Here is a 4,303-nt window from a genome sequence, read left to right as displayed (position 1 = left end):
CGGCGGTCTGGATGGTCATGTGCAGGCTGCCGGTGATGCGCGCGCCGGCGAGGGGCTTGGACTTGCCGAACTGCTCGCGCAGGGCCATCAGGCCCGGCATCTCGGTCTCGGCGATGTCCATCTCTTTGCGGCCGAAATCGGCCAGGGAGATGTCGGCAACCTTGTAATCGGTGAACTCACTCATGGTTATCAGCTCCTGATGAAACGTGAGTGAGCGCCGTTGTCGTGTCGACCCCGCCGCCGAGCCTGGCCCGAGCTCCGATGGCCCGGGTCGCAACGCTCCTCGGTCGCGAGGTATTTGTCGAGATCAATCAGAATGGATCATGAATCATCGCGTTATTGAACCACGCGCGCCAAAAACCGCGACGTGGGGGCAAGATGTTCAAACGCAGACCGCATCGACGCGATTCAAAACATCATTTTCCTCAACCGCGTCCCGCAACGGCTTCAGATACCCGCGAGACCCCGCGCACCCGAAGCACCGCATGTCGCACCTGACGCGGTTGAGCCCTAGATGCCCGCCGCTTCGCGCAGCATCTCGGCCTTGTCGGTGCGCTCCCAGGTAAAGCCCGGCTCCGAACGCCCGAAGTGACCGTAGGCCGCGGTATCGCGGTACTTGATCAGATCCCGGTTGGTGAGATCCAGCATGCGGGTGATCCCGTAGGGGCGCAGATCGAAGTGCGCGCGGATCAGCTCGATGATGCGATGCTCGCTGATGCTGGCCGTCCCGAAGGTATCGATGGACAGCGACGTCGGCTCGGCGACACCGATCGCATAGGACACCTGAACCTCGCACTTCTCGGCAAGACCCGCGGCGACGATGTTCTTCGCGACATAACGACCGGCATAGGCGGCCGAGCGATCGACCTTCGAGGGATCCTTACCGGAGAAGGCACCGCCGCCGTGGCGCGCCATACCGCCATAGGTGTCGACGATGATCTTGCGTCCGGTCAGGCCGCAGTCGCCGACCGGACCGCCGATGATGAACTTGCCGGTCGGGTTGATGTGATACTTGGTAGCGCCGGTCATCCAACCCGTGCCGCCGAGCACGGGCTTGATGATCTCTTCCATCACCGCCTCGTGCAGCACGCCTTGGCTGACGTCGGGGCTGTGCTGAGTCGAGAGCACCACGGCCTCCACCGCAGCCGGCTTCCCATCGACATAGCGGAAGGTGACCTGCGATTTGGCATCCGGACGCAGCCACGGCAAGGTGCCGTTCTTGCGGACCTCGGCCTGACGCTTGACCAAGCGGTGCGCGTAGTCGATCGCCGCCGGCATGAGCTGATCGGTCTCGTTGGTGGCATACCCGAACATCATGCCTTGGTCGCCGGCACCCTGGGACTCCTCGGTCTCGCGGTCGACGCCTTGGTGGATATCCTTGGACTGCTCGCCGAGCGCGACCAGAACGCCGCAGGTCTGCCCGTCGAAACCGACCTCGGACCCGTCGTAGCCGATATCGGTCACGACCTTGCGCACGACGCTCTCGTAGTCGATCTTGAGGTTGCCGTCGGTGAGCGTGATCTCCCCCGCCAGCACCACGAACCCGGTCTTGACCAGGGTCTCGCAGGCAACACGCGCCTTGGCATGGTTCGGATCGCGGCGAAAGATCTCGTCGAGCACGGCATCCGAGATCTGATCCGCCATCTTGTCCGGGTGTCCTTCGGAGACAGATTCGGAGGTGAAGATATAGTCCTTGCTCATAGTGTCGATGGCCTTCTTTTTGTCCCGATGAGGTGCGTGTCTGGGTGCGCTATGATAGCGAGTCGACGGAAAACCGCAAAACCGGCCGGCGGTTGCGAATGCCGGTCGTTGCCGCGGATCGGCGCCGGGGATTTAGAAATCGCCGTCTTTTCGGTAACATACCGTTACATCGGAACAGGCCTGGGCTTTCAGGCGGCCTTAGCTTTCACTCGGAGACCCTCGATGGCTTCGCTCGAAACCCCCGTTTGCGACTTCGGGCACCCTGCCCCGGATTTCGCGCTCCCCGGCACCGACGGCAGAATCTGGACGCGCGATGCTTGCGCAGGCGAGCGCGGCCTGCTCGTCATGTTCATCTGCAACCATTGCCCCTACGTCAAAGCCGTTCGCGAGCGCATCGTCAGAGACGCCCGCGAGCTGATGGCCCTCGGCATCGGCTGTGTTGCCGTCATGTCAAACGATCCGCAGGACTACCCGGAAGACTCCTTCGAGGACATGCGACGGGTCGCCGAGGAGTTTCGCTTCCCGTTTCCCTACCTGCTCGACGAGACCCAAGCCGTCGCGAAGGCGTACGGGGCGGTCTGCACGCCGGACTTCTTCGGACACAACGCAGCGCTGGAGCTCCAATACCGAGGCCGTCTCGATGCCAGTCGCAAGGAGACGGCGCCAGACGATGCGCAACGCGATCTTTTCGAAGCCATGGAGCAGGTTGCGCGGACCGGAACCGGACCCGACCAGCAGATCCCCAGCATCGGCTGCTCGATCAAATGGAAGACAAGTTAACCGTCGCCAAAGGCGCGAAAACGTCGATCCGTACGAAAATCCTGGTCATTTCCTCGCGCAATTCTTAATATTAGGAACTGATAACTTCCTTTTTGACGGTATAAGTTTGTTTTGATTTTCGGGTCGGCACTCTTCGTCCACAATGACGGACCTTCGAAAGGGTTTCGATACCGGCCATCGCGTCTGCGCACGCGAAGCTCCGGCGATCGCTCCGGCCGCTAGCCCTGCATACTGCATTCCGACGCCGTGCCACCTCGCCGTCACGCGCCCGACGCCGATCGATCGGCGGATGTGACTTGCGGCACGCATGACCGACTGACCATTGCTTCTGAACTTAGGAGGGACTGATGTCCTCACGTAAAGATCTTGCCAATGCCGTACGAGCGCTCGCGATGGACGCGGTCCAGAAGGCCAATTCGGGTCACCCGGGCGCGCCGATGGGCATGGCCGATATCGCCGAGGTGCTCTGGAACGACTTCATGACGCACAACCCGACGAACCCGAGCTGGCCCGACCGGGACCGCTTCGTGTTGTCGAACGGCCACGGCTCGATGCTGATCTACGCCCTGCTCCACCTGACGGGATATGAGCTCGGAATCGAGGACCTCAAGCAGTTCCGCCAGCTTCACTCCAAGACCCCGGGGCACCCCGAGTACGGCTATGCCCCGGGCGTGGAAACCACCACCGGCCCGCTCGGCCAAGGCATCACCAATGCCGTCGGCATGGCCCTGGCGGAGAAGGCGCTGGCCGCGCAGTTCAACAAGCCCGGCCACGACATCGTCGACCACTTCACGTACGTCTTCCTCGGCGACGGCTGTCTGATGGAAGGCATCTCGCACGAGGCATGCTCGCTGGCCGGCGCGCTGGGCCTGGGCAAGCTGATCGCGGTGTACGACGACAACAACATCTCGATCGACGGCGAGGTTCGCGGCCACGGCGACACGCCGGCCTGGTTCCTCGACAACACCCCGAAGCGCTTCGAGGCGTACGGCTGGCACGTCATCCCCAAGGTCGACGGACATGACCCGGAGGCCGTCAAGGCCGCCATCGAGACCGCCCGCGAGATCACCGACCGCCCGAGCCTGATCTGCTGCCAGACCATCATCGGTTACGGATCGCCGAACAAGCAGGGCAAGGAAGAGTGTCACGGCGCTGCGCTCGGCGAGGACGAGATCGCCCTGACCCGCGAGGCGTTGGGCTGGAACCATCCGCCCTTCGTCATCCCGGACGCCGTTTATCGGGGGTGGGATGCCAAGGAGCGGGGCGCCGCAGCCGAGTCCGCGTGGAACGACCGCTTTGCCGCGTACGCTGCGAAGTTCCCGACCGAGGCAGCCGAATTCAAACGCCGCATGGCCGGCGAGCTGCCGAGCGATTGGGCCGCACAGTCGGATGCCTTCATCGCCGCCGTCGTGGAGAAGGGCGAGACCATCGCCTCGCGCAAGGCATCGCAGAACGCGCTCAACGGCTTCGGCCCTCTGCTGCCCGAGCTGCTCGGCGGCTCGGCCGACCTTGCCGGCTCCAACCTGACCCTCTGGAAGGGCTGCAAGGGCATCGGCAAGGGCGGCGCGCCAGGCAACTATGTCTATTACGGCGTGCGCGAGTTCGGCATGTCCGCCATCATGAACGGCATCGCCCTGCATGGGGGCTTCATCCCCTACGGCGCGACCTTCCTGATGTTCTCGGAGTACGCCCGCAATGCCCTGCGCATGGCGGCTCTGATGAGGATCTCCCCGATCTTCGTCTACACACACGATTCTGTCGGCCTGGGCGAAGATGGTCCGACCCACCAGCCGGTCGAGCAGATCCCGACGCTGCGCATGAT

The 4,303-nt window shown here is 63.3% G+C and carries 4 protein-coding genes and 1 riboswitch; of the genes, 2 read left to right on the top strand and 2 right to left on the bottom strand.

From position 1 onward, the window contains the following. Together VLR48_RS14565 and metK are read right to left on the bottom strand one after the other, a co-directional pair. On the bottom strand, nucleotides 1-184 hold a 184-nt coding region (locus VLR48_RS14565), incomplete at its 3' end, for an adenosylhomocysteinase (RefSeq protein ID WP_325292487.1). Between the two features lie 21 nt (nucleotides 185-205). Further along, a riboswitch (S-adenosyl-L-homocysteine riboswitch) is annotated at nucleotides 206-291 on the bottom strand. A gap of 219 nt (nucleotides 292-510) precedes the next feature. Further along, a complete protein-coding gene (gene metK / locus VLR48_RS14560; protein ID WP_325292486.1) occupies nucleotides 511-1,701 on the bottom strand; it encodes a methionine adenosyltransferase in 1,191 nt (396 codons plus the stop codon). Between the two features lie 222 nt (nucleotides 1,702-1,923). On the opposite strand from metK, the gene VLR48_RS14555 reads away from it, so the two are divergent. After that, complete coding sequence (locus tag VLR48_RS14555) at nucleotides 1,924-2,481, top strand: thioredoxin family protein (RefSeq protein WP_325292485.1); 558 nt, start codon at nucleotides 1,924-1,926, stop codon at nucleotides 2,479-2,481. Nucleotides 2,482-2,828: 347 nt separating this feature from the next. Next, the coding region (gene tkt, locus VLR48_RS14550; protein WP_325292484.1) for a transketolase at nucleotides 2,829-4,303 on the top strand (1,475 nt) is incomplete at its 3' end.

The organism is Thiocapsa sp., assembly GCF_035467215.1.
GTDB lineage: Bacteria > Pseudomonadota > Gammaproteobacteria > Chromatiales > Chromatiaceae > Thiocapsa.
The sequence above is the reverse complement of the archived record's forward strand: the minus strand, read 5'-3'. Positions and strand labels throughout refer to the sequence as shown.

Coding starts and splice junctions, on each gene's coding strand:
- metK (WP_325292486.1), bottom strand. CDS start 1,701: ATGAGCAAGGACTATATCTTCACCTCCGAATCTGTCTCCGAAGGACAC.
- VLR48_RS14555 (WP_325292485.1), top strand. CDS start 1,924: ATGGCTTCGCTCGAAACCCCCGTTTGCGACTTCGGGCACCCTGCCCCG.